This window comes from Rhizobium fabae (assembly GCF_003985135.1).
GTDB lineage: Bacteria > Pseudomonadota > Alphaproteobacteria > Rhizobiales > Rhizobiaceae > Rhizobium > Rhizobium pisi.
In genome coordinates this window covers 218889-233029 of sequence record NZ_ML133655.1, presented here as the reverse complement: position 1 = coordinate 233029, position 14141 = coordinate 218889, and the positions used below count along the sequence as shown (strand labels likewise).

General features: G+C 58.2%; 15 protein-coding genes. 7 read left to right on the top strand and 8 right to left on the bottom strand.

The genetic code is table 11. From position 1 onward, the window contains the following. Positions 1 to 29 precede the first annotated feature (29 nt). Entirely contained in the window at positions 30 to 1007 is a 978-nt protein-coding gene (locus tag EFB14_RS23090) for an ABC transporter transmembrane domain-containing protein (protein ID WP_126829021.1), read from the top strand. Here EFB14_RS23090 and scpC read toward each other — a convergent pair. Next, the gene (gene scpC / locus EFB14_RS23085) at positions 1004 to 2512 is read right to left on the bottom strand and encodes a succinyl-CoA:acetate CoA-transferase ScpC (RefSeq protein WP_126829020.1); all 1509 of its coding nucleotides are present in this window, start codon (positions 2510 to 2512) and stop codon (positions 1004 to 1006) included. The genes EFB14_RS23090 and scpC overlap by 4 nt on opposite strands. A gap of 340 nt (positions 2513 to 2852) precedes the next feature. Between scpC and EFB14_RS23080 the strand changes: the two genes are divergently transcribed. Together EFB14_RS23080 and EFB14_RS33005 are read left to right on the top strand one after the other, a co-directional pair. Further along, complete coding sequence (locus tag EFB14_RS23080; RefSeq protein ID WP_126829019.1) at positions 2853 to 3500, top strand: BON domain-containing protein; 648 nt, start codon at positions 2853 to 2855, stop codon at positions 3498 to 3500. A 66-nt stretch (positions 3501 to 3566) separates the two neighbouring features. Then, on the top strand, positions 3567 to 3866 hold the full coding sequence (locus tag EFB14_RS33005; protein WP_164737568.1) for a hypothetical protein: 300 nt from the start codon (positions 3567 to 3569) through the stop codon (positions 3864 to 3866). A 215-nt stretch (positions 3867 to 4081) separates the two neighbouring features. Here EFB14_RS33005 and EFB14_RS23070 read toward each other — a convergent pair whose 3' ends face one another. Further along, a complete protein-coding gene (locus EFB14_RS23070; RefSeq protein ID WP_126829018.1) occupies positions 4082 to 5065 on the bottom strand; it encodes a zinc-dependent alcohol dehydrogenase family protein in 984 nt (327 codons plus the stop codon). A gap of 202 nt (positions 5066 to 5267) precedes the next feature. Here EFB14_RS23070 and EFB14_RS23065 point away from each other — a divergent pair, with 202 nt between their 5' ends. Then, positions 5268 to 5699, top strand: a complete 432-nt coding sequence (locus tag EFB14_RS23065; RefSeq protein ID WP_126829017.1) for a DUF3775 domain-containing protein — start codon at positions 5268 to 5270, stop codon at positions 5697 to 5699. Positions 5700 to 5854: 155 nt separating this feature from the next. On the opposite strand, the gene EFB14_RS23060 is transcribed toward EFB14_RS23065, so the two are convergent. Genes EFB14_RS23060 through EFB14_RS23045 form a run of 4 tightly spaced genes read right to left on the bottom strand, consistent with a single transcriptional unit; the run spans position 5855 to position 8696 of the window. After that, a complete protein-coding gene (locus tag EFB14_RS23060) occupies positions 5855 to 7129 on the bottom strand; it encodes a sensor histidine kinase (protein WP_126829046.1) in 1275 nt (424 codons plus the stop codon). 56 nt (positions 7130 to 7185) lie between these two features. Then, on the bottom strand, positions 7186 to 7863 hold the full coding sequence (locus EFB14_RS23055) for a response regulator (protein WP_126829016.1): 678 nt from the start codon (positions 7861 to 7863) through the stop codon (positions 7186 to 7188). Next, positions 7860 to 8426: a cytochrome b/b6 domain-containing protein gene (locus EFB14_RS23050; protein ID WP_126829015.1), complete on the bottom strand. Its 567-nt coding sequence runs from the start codon at positions 8424 to 8426 to the stop codon at positions 7860 to 7862. Before EFB14_RS23050 ends, EFB14_RS23055 begins: the two co-directional genes overlap by 4 nt. 3 nt (positions 8427 to 8429) lie before the next feature. Next, complete coding sequence (locus EFB14_RS23045) at positions 8430 to 8696, bottom strand: PepSY domain-containing protein (RefSeq protein ID WP_126829014.1); 267 nt, start codon at positions 8694 to 8696, stop codon at positions 8430 to 8432. A gap of 276 nt (positions 8697 to 8972) precedes the next feature. Between EFB14_RS23045 and EFB14_RS23040 the strand changes: the two genes are divergently transcribed. Beyond that, the gene (locus tag EFB14_RS23040) at positions 8973 to 10841 is read left to right on the top strand and encodes a heavy metal translocating P-type ATPase (RefSeq protein WP_126829013.1); all 1869 of its coding nucleotides are present in this window, start codon (positions 8973 to 8975) and stop codon (positions 10839 to 10841) included. Here EFB14_RS23040 and EFB14_RS23035 read toward each other — a convergent pair whose 3' ends face one another. Next, complete coding sequence (locus tag EFB14_RS23035) at positions 10842 to 11663, bottom strand: universal stress protein (RefSeq protein WP_126829012.1); 822 nt, start codon at positions 11661 to 11663, stop codon at positions 10842 to 10844. A gap of 136 nt (positions 11664 to 11799) precedes the next feature. On the opposite strand from EFB14_RS23035, the gene EFB14_RS23030 reads away from it, so the two are divergent. Continuing rightward, on the top strand, positions 11800 to 12624 hold the full coding sequence (locus EFB14_RS23030; protein ID WP_126829011.1) for a universal stress protein: 825 nt from the start codon (positions 11800 to 11802) through the stop codon (positions 12622 to 12624). 119 nt (positions 12625 to 12743) lie between these two features. Beyond that, positions 12744 to 13202 carry a pyridoxamine 5'-phosphate oxidase family protein gene (locus tag EFB14_RS23025; RefSeq protein ID WP_126829010.1) on the top strand — a complete coding sequence of 153 codons (459 nt, stop codon included), beginning with the start codon at positions 12744 to 12746 and terminating at the stop codon, positions 13200 to 13202. Positions 13203 to 13255: 53 nt separating this feature from the next. On the opposite strand, the gene EFB14_RS23020 is transcribed toward EFB14_RS23025, so the two are convergent. Then, positions 13256 to 14089 (bottom strand): universal stress protein, encoded by an 834-nt coding sequence (locus tag EFB14_RS23020; RefSeq protein WP_245438285.1) that lies wholly within the window; start codon positions 14087 to 14089, stop codon positions 13256 to 13258. Between the last annotated feature and the right edge of the window lie 52 nt (positions 14090 to 14141).

Sequence of the window (14141 nt, the reverse complement as noted above, 5' to 3'; positions counted from 1 at the left end):
CGAAGTACAAAATGAGCCAGGACGATAAAATGCCGAAAAGTCTGTTCGGTTTCGTGTTCCTCATGGGCCGCCATCACCAGATCGCGATCGCGGCTCTTTCCGTTGTTCTCTTTCTCGCCGGCACCGCGCCGCTTGAGGTCCAGAGGCGCATCATCAATGCCGCCACTGCGGGCGCTCCCTACCAGGCCATCCTGGTCCTCGTCCTTGCCTATCTCGGCCTTGTCCTGCTGGAGGGCCTGACCAAGCTGATGCTAAACATCTATCGTGGCTGGATTGGCGAGGTCGCCGTCCGGTGGTTGCGCAAGTCGGCTCTTGCCGCCTCGGAGCGATCGAGCGAAGGACCCGTCGATGCGCTTGCCGAGGGAGTCCAGCTCTCGATCATCATCGCTGAGGCCGAATCGGTCGGCGGCTTTGTCGGCACCAGTATCTCCGAACCGCTGTTGCAGGCCGGCATCCTCGTCGCCGTCGGCAGCTACATGATCTACCTGCAGCCCCTTATGGCGTTGGCCGTCGCCGTCGTCTTCTTTCCGCAGATCGGTTTCGTGCCGCTGATGCAGTCGGCGATCAACCGCAGAGTCGAGACCAAGATCACCGTTATGCGCCATGTCAGCCAGAGCATGGTTCAGCATGTCGCGACCAATGATGCCTTCGAGGCCCAGGGCGATCGGGTGGAGAGACTCTTTTCGCTGAACATGAGCATATACAAGATCAAGTTCACGATGAATTTCATGATGAACCTGATGACGCAGCTGGGTTATGCCGGCATCTTCGCGCTCGGCGGCTATTATGTCGTCACCGGCAAGACCGAAATCGGCACCGTCGTCGCCTTCATCTCCGGTCTCTCCAAGGTTAGAGACCCTTGGGGAGAACTGATCGACTGGTATCGCGACCTGAGGGTCACACAGGTCAAATATGCCATGATCCGGAATGCGAATACCGACGCAGTATCGCAGGATGAGGCGTTCATCGACGATACGCCAGCCGCCGCTGACGCCATGAAGGCTTAGAAATGCGACAACCGCTGAGAGAGCATCCGTCCCGTTCGGCGCAGATTATCGTGCCATCCGAGGGCTTCTTCGATCAGATGCGGCGTATGTCCGCCGCGCAGCAGAGCCCGCTGATAATAATCCTTAAGCACCTCCCGATAGCTCGGATGCACGCAGTTGGAAATAATGACCTCCGCCCGTTCCCGCGGTGCCAGTCCGCGCAGATCGGCAAGGCCGATTTCCGTGACCAGTATATCGACATCATGCTCGGTATGATCGACATGGCTGACCATCGGCACGACGCGTGAGATCGCGCCGTCCTTGGCAAGCGATTTCGTCACGAAAATCGACATATAGGCGTTGCGGGCGAAATCGCCGGAGCCGCCGATGCCGTTCATCATATGCGTGCCGCCGACATGGGTCGAGTTGACGTTGCCGTAAATGTCCAATTCCAATGCCGTGTTGATAGCAATGATGCCGAGCCGACGGATGACTTCGGGATGATTGCTGATTTCCTGTGGGCGCAGCACCAGCCGCTGCTTGTAGTGCTCGATCTCCGAAAGCACGCTTCGATGTTTTTCCGTCGAGAGTGTCATGGAAGATCCCGAAGCGAAATTGAGTTTGCCGACATCGATCAGTTCGAAAGTCGAATCCTGCAGCACCTCGGAGTACATCGTCAGATCGTGAAAGGGCGTCTCTGTGAAGCCGTGGAGCACGGCATTGGCGATCGTACCAATGCCGGCCTGCAGTGGTTGTAGCCTTTCCGTCAGCCGGCCACGTCGTACCTCGTTCAACAGGAATTCGGTGAGGTGACCCGCGATCGCACCAGTCTCGGCATCCGGTGGTTCCACGGTGGAGGCGCTGTCGCTGCTCTGCGTGACGACGATTGCCGCGATTTTCTCCGCTGGAATGGGAATGAACGGCACGCCGATGCGGCTATCGGGCGCCACGACGGGGATCGCCTCGCGGCTCGGCCGCTTTGTCGGGATGTAAATATCGTGAAGGCCTTCCAGTGCTTCGGGCTGAGACAGGTTGATCTCGACGATCACTTTCGGGGCGAGGATCGCGAAACTGGCCGAATTGCCGACGGAGGTCGTTGGTACGATGCTGCCGTCCTCCGTAATCGCGGTCGCCTCGATGACGGCGACGTCAACCGGCGCGAGTTGTCCGCTGCGCAGAGTCTCGACGGTCTCGGAAAGATGCTGGTCGATGAACATCACCTCGCCGACATTGATCGCCCCGCGCATGACGGGATCCGACTGGAAAGGCAGGCGCCGCGCGACGGCATGCGCCTCGACGAGAGTTCTATCGAGATTGTGGCCGAGCGAGGCGCCAGTCATCAGTGTAATCCTCAGCGGATCGCGCCTTGCCCTTTCCGCCAGCGCCAGCGGCACGGCCTTGGCCTCGCCGGCCCGCGTAAAGCCGCTCATGCCGACGGTCATCCCATCGGTGATCAGCAGCGCCGCTTCATCGGCAGTGACAATACGGTCCCAGAGCTTCTCGTTCCGGAGACGGTCCCTGAACATAGCGAGTAATCCTCAATGCGACATCGGAACGGCGAAGTTGATGCCCCCACGGTGCACCGGTCTTCATGTCATCCTGGCAGCATGGCGGCATTGTACACATTGACACGGCTCAAAGTCTTGATGGGATATGCGAGCGACATGGCTACGCGGTCGTCATCGTGACCTACGATCTGGAAGCACGCTGCCCGTATTGCAACTGCACGGCTCATCGTCACCAGCCACGATACTAAGAACCTTCCGCCACCATATTTTCGGAATGCCGTTCATTGATACGGATCAACGACACCCCGGCTGTTGCGGCCTATCGCTATTCTCGTCGATGAAAACAGAGGAGGAGATCATGAGCGACATTGCTCTAAGACAGACCATTCTGGATGAGCTCGAATTTGAGCCAAGTGTCGAAGCAGCCAATATTGGCGTGGCCGTTGACGACGGAATCGTTTCCCTCACAGGACATGTCGGCACATATTCCGAGAAGGAAGCGGTTGAGCATGTAGTCAAGCGTGTGAAAGGCGTTCGCGGCATCGCCCAGGAAATCGAAGTTCGTATCTTTGGCGCCAGCAACACCGACGACGACGATATTGCACACCGGGCCGTCAGGATGATCGACTGGAATGTGTGCATTCCGAAGGAGGCGGTCCAGGTCCGGGTCCTCAAGGGCTGGGTAACCTTAACCGGTACGGTCGAGTGGCAGTATCAAAAGAACGCTGCGTCGGAAGCTGTCAAAGACCTGGCCGGCATCGTTGGCCTGTCGAATCTGGTCGAAGTAAAACCTGTCCTCAGCGCCGCCGACGTGAAGAAGCGTATCGAGAATGCTTTCGAGCGCGATGCAGAACTGCAAGCCAAGGCAATTCGCGTCGATGTCTCCGGTCGCAAGGTGACGCTGCGAGGCAGGGTCGGGACCTGGTCAGAACGACGGGCTGCCGAGCGCGCCGCGTGGTCGGCCCCCGGCATCACTACCCTTGATGATCAGATCTCTGTCGGCTGATCAACGTCTGACATCGATGGCGGCCCTCCGGCCGCCATCGGAGTGCTGAAGCAGGTTATAATTGCCATGAACACGATACCCACCCGGACGGGAGAAGCGCTGCTTGCGGCGGCGGGCAGCCCTCCGTTCTATCATTCCGATTGTGATTTTCGGCTTGAGCGAAGCACGGATGATGAATGGCGGATTGTCATTTTATCAGCCCGCGCGCGAGGCTGGGCTCACGAACAGTTCTGCGGTCCGCTGTGCCAATGTCTGGGTGACAGCATTGCCGTCGATATGCTGAGCGCCGATCGTTTTCTCAAGCAAGCGCACGATCAGGGCTTTCGAACAGAGTTCGTTGGGCGAAGCGGCAAAGATCTGTACTGATCAATGAAGAAGGCGGTTGTCTGTACTATCGCCGAGGCGTTCTCTCGTCATCGATGACGCGGAAGAAAAGCTCCCGCTGCCGTCTGAACTGCTGAGCGCAAAGTCGAAACCGCGCTTGCGAAACCGCTTTCGCAAACTTCCTTGCCCAGAGGCACCGACCGTCCGCACCAGTGCCGTGCGATGCCTGGCGGGGGTGCCAGCCACGACCCATCGGCTCAGGGCTTCAGGACGGCCGCCCCGCTCAATCGGCCAGTGCGCAGGTCGTCGAGCGCCGTATTGGCCTCGGCAAGTGGATAGACGGTTGTGTGGGTCCTGACGCCTGCCTGGCGGGCGATGGGGAAGAATTCCTCGGCATCCTTGCGCGTCAGATTTGCGACCGAAACAACGCTTCGCTCCCCCCAGATCAGCGCATAGGGCATGACCGGAAGATCACTCATGTGGATACCTCCGCAGACAACCGTGCCTCCCTTCCGCACAGCCTTCAGTGCAGCCGGCACGAGTTCGCCGACAGGTGCGAAGATGATTGCGGCGTCGAGCATGACGGGCGGAGGTTCATCCGAGCTTCCTGCCCACGAAGCCCCAAGGCTGAGGGCGAAACGTTGCGCTGCCGCATCGCCGCTACGTGAGAAAGCATAGACCTGACGGCCCTGCCAGCGACATATTTGCGCGATGATATGAGCGGCTGCACCAAAGCCGTAGAGCCCAATCCGGGCGCCATCACCAGCCTTCTTCAGCGAACGCCAGCCGATGAGACCCGCGCATAGCAGCGGCGCAAGGGCCACCGGATCGGTCTCGCTGTCGAGCGCAAATGCGTAATCTGCATCGGCAATCACATGGGTGGCAAACCCTCCGTCGCGTGTATAGCCTGTAAATTGCGGTGCGTCGCAGAGATTTTCGTCTCCGGTCCGGCAGAACGAGCAGCAGCCGCATGTGTGGCCGAGCCAGGGCACGCCGACCCTTTGCCCCATGCGTGATGCCGCGATACCTTCTCCGACCGCCTCGACGATGCCGACGATCTCATGGCCGGGAACGAGTGGAAGCTTCGGGTTCGAAAGATCACCGTCACAGACGTGAAGATCCGTCCTGCAGACGGCACAGGCTTCGATCCTCAACATCAACTCACCTATTCCGGGCACGGGATTGGCGCGCTCTACCAGACGTAAAGGGGTTCTTATCGCTTCCAAAATCATCGCCTGCATCAGCTTCTCCTTATCTCGCAAACCGCCACCATTTTGAAGATGCGTAGATCGGCACGGACGAGCGTCAAGGACACGTCCTGCTCATTCCTCGTTTGCCGTTTCCTCCCGTGACGATGACTTAGATTGATCCTTCTCAATGCAACGGCAGCCCGATGTCACATGATGTATAATTGAAATGAAATATTGGGCGCGGAGACCACATGTGAATGACGCTATGAACGAGGCATGGATGCCTAGCATTTCGCCGGAGACAGTCCGCTATCTCATCCTCAAGGCTAAGGAGTTCGACGTCAAGGATGTGGTTACCGAACCAGATCCGGGCTCGAATCCGAGCGACGACAACATGATCGGGGTGCTGGAAGACCATGACGACGATCCCGTCGAGATGGAACTCAGGAGTGCGATCTGGGCTCTCAACGAAGACGAACAGATCGATCTGGTCGCCTTGGCGTGGCTCGGTCGAGGCGATGGGAGTGTCGGCGATTGGGATGTGCTTCGCAGCCGAGCTGCGGATGCGCACAATACACGCACCGCAGCTTATCTTCTCGGCATGCCTCTCCTGCCGGATTATCTCGAGGAGGCGCTCGACCAGTTCGGCGAGACATCCACAGATGACGCGCTGGGCCGGCTCTGACATTGCCGGCGCGCGATAGGGAATGAACGGCAACGACATGGACGGCGCAGATGCCTTCCGCGATGGAGCAGCCTGCCAGTTCCGGACCGTCGAAGATGATATCGTTGGTGGCGGCAGAAGCATTCCAGCGTCTGAGCCTTGCGCTTGCGACGATATCAGCGCCGATCCGTCCTCGCTAACTCCAGATAGAATATGTGACCCTGTTTTGTCAGAGCATGACGCAGCGATCCCTTATGCAGCTCGGCAATCCGCTCCACGATCTTGAGGCCTATTCCAAGGCCGTCAGATGGATGAACCGGATCGGCAGGCGCTTCTAGCGCCGTGGCAAGCCTGTCTTCAACCTCAACACCCCTTGTGACGACCTTCACGAGGATGTTCGTGGCATGTGGCGTGTGGCGCACGGCGTTCTCGATCAGATTGCGCAAAGCATCCTTCAATAATGCTGGAACAGCCTTAACACACACGTCGTGCGCTTGAATCAAAAGCTCAAGGGAGTGCTCGTTCTCATAGACCCACGGCGCTAACTGCGCGACAACCTCCGAGCACAATATCGCAAGATCAACCTCCTCGAACATTCCATGATCGAACGAGTCCAGGCGAGCGAGTGCGGTAAGCTGACTGACGAAGCATACGAGATCGTCAAGGTCAGTTTCGGCTTTACGAGCCCTGGGGTGATCGATCCGACCGAGTTCGAGCTTGATCGCGGCAAGCGGGGTGCGAACCTCATGCGCGATCCCCGACGTCAGAACTCTCTGGGATTTCATGAGTTCGCCGACGCGCTCAAAGGCGCGATTGACCGCTACGGCCAAATGAGCGATCTCACGTGGCATATCCTGAAACGGCAGGTGGGACATAGAGTCCATGGGGTCAATCAGGTCCGCAGCATTGGCCGCTGCTTGTACGGGTTTCAGGGCGCGTCGTACGGACAGCAATGTCGCACCGAGAACTAGCACGAGTAGAATGCTCATCGGCACGATCATGTGCTCGAGAATCTCGTTCCAGAAGACCTCTGATAACACATCTTGCGGATCGCCCATCGTCGCCACGTCAACGACAATGCGCTGGTGGCCGACAAGAAACGCCCGCCCTCCGACCAATGTGAGCGGCTTCCCCGGTGTGAGCGTTCGCAGCCAGAAGTCTGGTGGGTTGACGTCTTTCGGAAGAAAACGGCTTTCACATGCATCATCGCAGGATTCGAAGATCAGCTTCCCGCTCGCATCTCGAATTCGCGCGATGTAGCCTGTCTTCTTAGCATTCGAATAACGCTGCTTTATCTCTTCCGGCAGTCGATAGATGACGCCAGCATCGGTTTCGCCAACGCCGGAAGCAAGTCTCTCCGTCTCCTGCTCGACAAACAGCCGCGAGAGCTCGCCCACATTCCAATAGTAGTCGGAGAAAACGACGGCGAGCTGCACGAGCATCGCAAGCATCGAGAAAAATGCAATTCGCCGCGTCAGAATCGTCGCCAGTGTAGGATTTGCCCGGATCAACCGCGGACCTCGCGCAACATATAGCCGACGCCCCGTACGGTTTCGATGGCAGCTTCGATCGGATGCCCCTCCAGCTTTTTTCTCAGCCGGGAAACCGCGAGTTCGACGGCGTTACTGCTGCGTTCATCGCCGAATTCAGAAAAGGCATGCTCCATTTTCTGTTTGGAAACGACATTACCTCCATGCCGCATCAGCAATTCAAGCAGCGCCTTTTCTGATGGCGCCAGTGCGATTTCCGAACCGTTGCAGGTGACCTGTCGGGACGCGACGTCAAAGTCGACCGCCGCGAATTCCAGGATGGGCATTACGGTGACGGGCGCCCGGCGCATGAGGGCGCGAATCCTCGCGATGAGCTCGCCATTGTGGAATGGCTTGGCGAGATAGTCGTCGGCTCCGGCGTCCAGTCCGGCGATACGTTCATCGATGGCTCCACGCGCGGTGAGGACGAGGACGGGTATCTGGTTCTTCGCAAGCCGGAGCGACTTCAAAACGTTGAGGCCGTCTTCGTCCGGCAAGCCAAGATCGAGAAGGAGAAGGTCATAGCTGACTGTTTCGAGGGCCAGTCGCCCCTCTTCTGCACTGGCAAAGGCGTCAATTCGCCATCCAGCCTCCCTCACGGCCTCGCAAAGAAGTTCGCGAAGCCGTGCGCTGTCTTCGATAAGAAGAATTCTCATGCCTTCTTCCGACCCGTCACCATCGACCAGACCAGATTCTCCTTGTGTCTCCAGCTCTCCAAGATCGCCGCGCCGGCGTGAACAAAGGCGAGAGCCATGATGCCGTTTGCGATGGTACCATGCAATCGCTCGAGCCACTTCTCACCCCAGAACGCATCAAGTGTCGTCATCCAGCCGGTCAGCGCGGTTGCTATAAGAAGCGCCATCAGACACAGCATCATGACCGATGCCAAGGGATTATGCCCGATATATCGTTGCTCGGCGCCACGAAGGATGTCGACTATCTGGCACACGACCTTTGTCGGCGTTGGAAAGAAGTCACTGAACCGCGCATGTTTTGTCCCGACAAAACCCCATACGATTCTCAAGGCAATGGCTGCGGCGACGACATAGCCGGTGACGCGGTGCCAGTATTTTCCTTCCTCCAGGAAAAACAAGTTGAGCGTACACGCCGTCACGATGGTCCAGTGAAACAGTCTGACGATCGGGTCCCACACTTTAATGGTTTCGCGAGGAGCGTTGGAGGGCCGAGGGCCCTCCTTCTTTGACAAAATTGCCGTCATGGCTCAGTCGCCTTTCTGGACGATGTCGCCGGAAACCGGATTGAAATAGACTTCAGCGCGATTGCCGACCTTGTCCTTGCCGTAAATTTCGTAGCAGTTCCCGGTGATTTCGAATGTCCTCACCTTGTAGCCCATCTGCTCGATCTTCGCCTTCATGGCATCTTCGGGGAGCCACTTTGACTGCGGTTCTTTGGTGCAGCTGGGGCTGGCAAGTGCCAGCGCCGGAGTTGCGGCTGCGATTGCGATGGCGACAATCAGTTTCAGCTTCATGAGTTGGTCCTTTTGCATTTGCCCCGTGAGGCGACGACCGAATGCTTAGGGCGACAAAGCTGTCAGTTTGCTGTCCGAATTAAGAGGGAACAGCCAGTGGCGTCATTGTCGTGGATCAATGCCTCCTCGTCCGATTTGAGGATGATATCGTTGGTATGAGAGACTTTCCCATGGTTCAACGCACGAAAGCTGTCGACTGGCCCGTCCGTCCGCCGGCGCCACTTACCCCGGCGCATGTGGCAATATGTGCCTTAGTCAAACAGACCGGTGTCGAATATGTCGGTGCCTGAGACCGTCGCTCTGCCCGAGGCTTCAGACGCTGGGATCTGGGCGCTTATCCATCGCGTTTGGCCCTCTTTGCTTGCGGTTGTTGCAATGACAGGCCTAATTGCTGGCTGTCTGCTGCGATGGTGGTACGCAGGTTTACTTTTCTGGTCCACCACCGCTCTGGTCAGCGCGACGGTCATCGTCATAGTCGCGCTCTTTGTTGACGTCGCACTCAGTTTGAGACGGGGCGACATCGGCCTGGATCTCATCGCTGCCCTATCCATGAGCGCCGCGCTCTGGTTTGGCGAATATATTGCCGGCGCCATCGTTGCTGTCATGTATGCAGGTGGGCAGTTTCTCGAAAGCTTTGCTCAAAGGCGCGCGGAGAGCGGCATGAGCGAACTTCTGTCTCGCGCACCGCGTAGCGCTGTTCGTATCACCGGATCCGGCCTATCCGAGGTTCCCATCGCTGCCCTTCTCCCCGGAGACAAGCTGCTCGTCCGAAAAGGCGACGTGGTCCCTGTCGATGGCAAGGTTATAGCGGGTCGCGCGCTGTTGAACGAGGCGGCTCTCACCGGTGAACCGCTGCCGGCGCGGCGGGAAGGCGGTGAATTGATCATGAGCGGGTCTTCCAATCTCGGCGATGCTTTTGAAATGATCGCCTCCGGCTCGGCGAACGAAAGTACATATGCCGGAATTATCCGCATGGTGAGCCAGGCCCGAAGCTCAAAAGCGCCAATATCGAGATTGGCCGACCGCTTCTCTCTCGCCTTCCTGGCGATGACCCTGGTGATCGCCGGCCTAGCTGCGTGGTTGTCGGGCGATCCCACGCGGATTGTTGCGGTTCTCGTCGTCGCGACGCCTTGCCCGCTGATCCTCGCCGTTCCCGTCGCACTCGTGGCGGGAATGTCGAAAGCTGCCCGCGCAGGCGTCCTGGTCAAAGGAGCGCATGTTCTTGAAGTTCTTGCGACGATCTCAGTCGTCGTCTTCGACAAAACCGGCACGTTGACGACTGGAGAACCTGCTGTTGTCAGAATCGAGACGGATCGGGATGTCGAGGAGATTTTGCGTCTCGCCGCATCCGTGGATCAAGCTTCTGCTCACGTGATTGGTCAAACGATAGTCGAAGAAGCGAAGCGACGTGGCCTGAGGCTTGCCAAGCCTGTCCAACTCGCAGAAGTGCCGGGAGAAGGCATCGAGGGATATGTCGGTCAGCACAAGGTAGCCGTCGGCGGATGGGATTTCATTGCCGGCAAGACAAAATCCGCTACTCGCCCTGGCCCGAAGGACAACAGTACGGTCACAGCCTATGTCGCGATCGATGACGCCCTCGCCGGTACGATCGTCATGGCCGACCCGGTTCGCAAGGATGCCGTCCCGGCGATCGCGGATCTTCGACGTTTGGGCGTCAAGCGGCTTAGCCTTGCGACCGGCGACCGGGCCGAAGTCGCAGACGCTGTCGGTCTTGCTCTTGGTCTTGATGAGATTAGTGCCGAGCTTGAGCCGGCCGAGAAAGTTCAGAGGGTGACGGCGGAAAGATCCTACGGGCGCGTCATGATGATCGGTGATGGCGTCAATGATGCACCTGCACTGGCTGCTGCCGACGTCGGCGTTGCCGTTGGCCGGCGCAATCTTGCCGCGGCCGCTGAAGCGGCGGATGTCGTGTTGCTGCGGGATGACATGAGGCAGATTGGTACTTTGCTGCAGACCGCTCGGCGGTCCCGCGCTATCGCTCTTCAGAGCGTCGGGTGCGGCATCGGTCTTTCGGTGATCGCTATGGTTTGTGCGAGCCTTGGCTACTTGGCACCCGTGCAGGGCGCTCTTCTTCAGGAAGTGATCGATGTTGCGGTCATCGGCAACGCATTGCGCGCGTTGTAATCAATGGCAGAGAAGAACGGGCATCTCAAGGCGCGTCAACAGCGACCGTGTGACCCCTCCCAGGACGAATTCACGCAGCCTCGAATGACCGAACGCGCCGGCGACGAGCAGATCCGCCTTGCGTTCCAGGGCCGCAGATTGAATGACGCTGGCTGGCAAGTCTCCGTTCGCTTGCGCAGCCACGACTTCGACGGCAAGATCAGCCTTGCGCAGCACAGCCGCAAGGTAGTCTCGGCTGCGCTCGTCAATCTGCTTGTCGTCGGTGACGGAAATCAGGACAATGCGCGAGGCATGTTCCAGAAGGAGTCTTGCTCCGGTCAGCGCCCTTGCGGCAGTGGTTCCCCCATCCCAGGCGATGGCGACGGCATCGATACGACCGCAGAAATTGTCCGTGGGAAAAAGCAGGACCGGTCTTCCGCTTTCAAACAGCACGCTCTCGATCAACGGTCTCATCGCTTCGGATGCTTCCAAAATGGAAAGATCGTAGGCGCGCGACAGTTCGGCAAGAGTTTGTGCGACGAACTGCTCTCTCGCGTCGAATGGATGGATCTCCACCTCGACGTCGGCTTTCTTGCCATAATCACGGAGCGTCTGCTCCAGAGCGGCTTCATTGTGTTTGCTGAAGCGCTCTGCCTCCGCACGCATTTTTTTGACGTCGAGGAATGTTGGAAATCGCGGCTGAATGGGTTCTATCCTGACCAGCGGTAAACTTGCCGTCAAATCAGCCTTTTGGTGAAGGGAAACATTGACGGCATTCTGAAGGAGCGCAAAGGAACTCGCGTCTGGATAAGTAACCAGGGGGAGATGAAATTGCGCTTTCATGGCTGAGATCCTTCCTCCAGATGATTGGAGCAACCATTACGTGATCGTGCGCCCGCGCATTGACGAAGATCAAGGTTGCATGATCGCAAAAGCGCGAGCGTGATATCGAACGTCCTCATCAAGGAGGGAAACGGCGGTGACCTTCAAATCCATCCTCACGCATTTCGATATCGATGCCCGGCCCGATCCTCGATTGGCGTTCGCTTTGAACCTCGCGGATCGCTTCGATGCTGCACTCGCCTGTCTATCGGCGGCCCAGCCGCTTTTTATGATTGAGCCGAGCACCGGGCCGACATCCGGTACGAAAATCATGCACGAAGAGCTTGAAGCAATCGAGGCGCGTCAACGCGACCTCCACGAGGAGATCATGCGGCATGCGCCGTTCAGGAACCATGTCTCCTGGCAAACCAAGGCTGCGGACCCGGCAACTTTCGTTCTCGAAAGTGCAAGAACAGCCGACCTCATTGTCCTCTTTGATGTCGAAAAAGGCCAGGCTCTCGATTACCGGCGAACGGTCAACATAGCCGACGTCCTCCTTGCCGCGGGACGGCCGGTGCTACTGCCTTCGGCCGCAAAGACCCCTCTCGAGGCCCGGACGATTGTGATCGCCTGGAAAGACGCCAAGGAATCGCGGCGGGCAATCGTCGATGCGATGCCTCTCCTGATCTCGGCGGAGGATGTTGTCGTTCTTTCGATCGAGGAGAGCGACCCGGTCGGCGAGAAAGCGCCGGCTGATATTGTTCGGTTCCTCACCCGCCATGCGGTTCGAGCCCGGAGCATCATCGAGCCCCGACAGGCGGGCGAGATAGGGATGACGATCATCGAAGCTGCGGTCAGGCTCGAGGCAGATCTGATTGTCGCCGGCGCCTATGGCCATAGCCGCTTTCGCGAATGGGCCTTTGGAGGGGTCACCCACACGCTGCTCCATCACAACGCCATCAACCGGCTTTTGTCGAATTAATCGCGTCTCGAAGATGGAGAGAGTCGAGCCTCTGTGGAGTTTCAGTCATTGCGCTCTATCAACGACGGGGTGTGAGCGGATGGTAATATGTGAACTTGTCGCTGCAAGGAGAGTTACCGATGAGCTACATCCTGAAAGACCTGACGCAAGCAGAATGCTTCGCCGTTCTTGAGCAGTCTCGGTTTGGCCACCTGGCCTGTTGCAAGGATGGCAAGCCCTACGTGGTGCCGATCTACTTCGCTTATGCGAAGGGTGCGATCTACAGTTTTTCTATGCCCGGCCAGAAGGTCGACTGGATGCGCGCAAACGAAAACGTCTGTTTGCAGATCGATCAGCGTAGCGCCGGCAAGGGTTGGACCAGTGTCGTCGTCGACGGGCGGTTCGAGGAGTTTCCGGATTCGGATACTTGGCGCAGTGAGAGGTTGCACGCCTGGTCGTTACTGCAAAAGCATTCCGACTGGTGGGAAATCGGCGCTCTCAAGCCGCAGTCGCAGCCAACGGACACGGCGTCTGAACACATTTTTTACGGCATATTTGTCCGAGCCGTTACCGGCCGAACGGCGCTTCCGGTCGATTGACGGAAACACCGACGAACGGTGCCCGGGGAGGGGATTGCCCCCGGGCATCTTGCTCAATGGGCGAGGAACAGCGGAACTTTTGTTTCCTCCAGCATCGACCGCGTCACACCACCAAAAAGACGCTGCTGCAGGCGGGAATGATTGTATGCGCCCATGACGATCATGTCGGCAGCGACATCGATGGCATGCTGGCGCAGCACCTCATCGACGCGCCGGCCGCCGCTTGCGACGCAGTCCACATCAACTTTCACCCCGTGGCGCGCCAGAAAGGTGGCAACGTCGGCGCCTGGTTCTTCGCCATTCTCGGATGATGAGGCCCGTGGGTCGACGAGGGTAACGTGCACGGATTCGGCAGCCTGCAGGAATTCGATCGACTGACGTGCTGCGCGCGAAGCTTCGTCGCTGGAGTCCCAAGCCAGCAAGATTGCCTTCGGGGCAAGCCCGACATTCGTCTTTTTGGGATTGATCAGCATCGGCGTCGGCGACCGGAACAAGGCGCCATCGATAACTCTGCGCCGAAGTTCCTGGTCACGGGCAGCCTGGGGGCCGACCAGGACGAGATCGGCGTATAGCGCCCGCTCTGCTATATCTTCATCCGCCCAGGCGAATTCGGTGTAGATCTCCTGGACGTCGAAGGAGGTCTCGCTCCTTGCTAGGATCGCTTTGATATCGGAAGTCTTATCGGCCAGGCTGTCGATTTCGCGCTGACGTTCTTCGATCCAGACGGTCGAGATAACCTCGGAAGAACCGATAGGGGGAGCTGCGCCCATCGAAATCACCATTGCGGTGAGATGGGCGCCGTGGGTTTCACAAAAGTCTATGGCGCCCTTCAAGTCTTCATCGAAGTGATTGACGCCGAGGACACTCAAGACGGTTTTGATGGTCATGGCCAGATCGCCTTTCTTGCTGGAGATGGGCAACCCTAATCTTTCTCGCCCT

What these genes read in the sequence shown, in the direction of transcription:
- EFB14_RS23025 (WP_126829010.1), top strand. Translation starts at nt 12,744, where the DNA reads ATGAGCTACATCCTGAAAGACCTGACGCAAGCAGAATGCTTCGCCGTT.
- EFB14_RS23050 (WP_126829015.1), bottom strand. Translation starts at nt 8,426, where the DNA reads ATGACGGCAATTTTGTCAAAGAAGGAGGGCCCTCGGCCCTCCAACGCT.
- EFB14_RS23070 (WP_126829018.1), bottom strand. Translation starts at nt 5,065, where the DNA reads ATGCAGGCGATGATTTTGGAAGCGATAAGAACCCCTTTACGTCTGGTA.
- EFB14_RS23090 (WP_126829021.1), top strand. Translation starts at nt 30, where the DNA reads ATGCCGAAAAGTCTGTTCGGTTTCGTGTTCCTCATGGGCCGCCATCAC.
- EFB14_RS23080 (WP_126829019.1), top strand. Translation starts at nt 2,853, where the DNA reads ATGAGCGACATTGCTCTAAGACAGACCATTCTGGATGAGCTCGAATTT.
- EFB14_RS23040 (WP_126829013.1), top strand. Translation starts at nt 8,973, where the DNA reads ATGTCGGTGCCTGAGACCGTCGCTCTGCCCGAGGCTTCAGACGCTGGG.
- EFB14_RS23060 (WP_126829046.1), bottom strand. Translation starts at nt 7,129, where the DNA reads ATGCTTGCGATGCTCGTGCAGCTCGCCGTCGTTTTCTCCGACTACTAT.
- EFB14_RS23045 (WP_126829014.1), bottom strand. Translation starts at nt 8,696, where the DNA reads ATGAAGCTGAAACTGATTGTCGCCATCGCAATCGCAGCCGCAACTCCG.
- scpC (WP_126829020.1), bottom strand. Translation starts at nt 2,512, where the DNA reads ATGTTCAGGGACCGTCTCCGGAACGAGAAGCTCTGGGACCGTATTGTC.
- EFB14_RS23020 (WP_245438285.1), bottom strand. Translation starts at nt 14,089, where the DNA reads ATGACCATCAAAACCGTCTTGAGTGTCCTCGGCGTCAATCACTTCGAT.
- EFB14_RS33005 (WP_164737568.1), top strand. Translation starts at nt 3,567, where the DNA reads ATGAACACGATACCCACCCGGACGGGAGAAGCGCTGCTTGCGGCGGCG.
- EFB14_RS23055 (WP_126829016.1), bottom strand. Translation starts at nt 7,863, where the DNA reads ATGAGAATTCTTCTTATCGAAGACAGCGCACGGCTTCGCGAACTTCTT.
- EFB14_RS23035 (WP_126829012.1), bottom strand. Translation starts at nt 11,663, where the DNA reads ATGAAAGCGCAATTTCATCTCCCCCTGGTTACTTATCCAGACGCGAGT.